The following is a 566-nucleotide window of genomic DNA, read 5'->3' on the forward strand; positions in this document are numbered from 1 at the left end:
AGCAACCTTCCCCCCACGCAAATGAACCCCTTCAACCCTGGGCGAATAAACAAATATCTCATACATTGGAACGGGCAAAGGAACGTTTGGAATTAAACGCGGCTGNAACTTATACGAAATATAACTTTTATCCGCACCACCGCTATCGTGCTGATAGAAGTTTGTACGCATCGTTGCTTTGATCAAATCAAGATATAAACGCAGAATCTTGTCTTCGGTCAGGTTATGTACATTGTTTAGCGCCTTGTAAAAGTTTTCTTCTATCTTATCTAGCAGCTTTAGATTCTTTGCAGATAAAGCGTTTGCACCGGGTTTAAAACGGTGTTCAAAATAGTCGCTAAGCAAGGCCGTGATTTCTACGTTTGACACCACCGTATTAGAAATAAACTCTTGAGAGTTGCTAACGCGAATCTGTTGCATATAACGGGAGTAAGATCGTAGCATAGCGATTTGACGCCAATTCATATAGGCACTGATTATTAACCTATTAAATCGGTCATTCTCTGCGTCTCCCTGCCACACTTTGATAAATAGCTCTTCGAAATTATCACGAATCTTCGAAATAT

The 566-nt window shown here is 40.5% G+C and carries 1 protein-coding gene; it reads right to left on the reverse strand.

The window, feature by feature from the left end; all coding sequences use genetic code 11:
- The coding region (locus tag A3756_RS05050; protein WP_231875490.1) for an NAD-glutamate dehydrogenase domain-containing protein at positions 1-522 on the reverse strand (522 nt) is incomplete at its 3' end.
- Positions 523-566 lie beyond the last annotated feature (44 nt).

It is taken from the genome of Oleiphilus sp. HI0086, assembly GCF_001635225.1.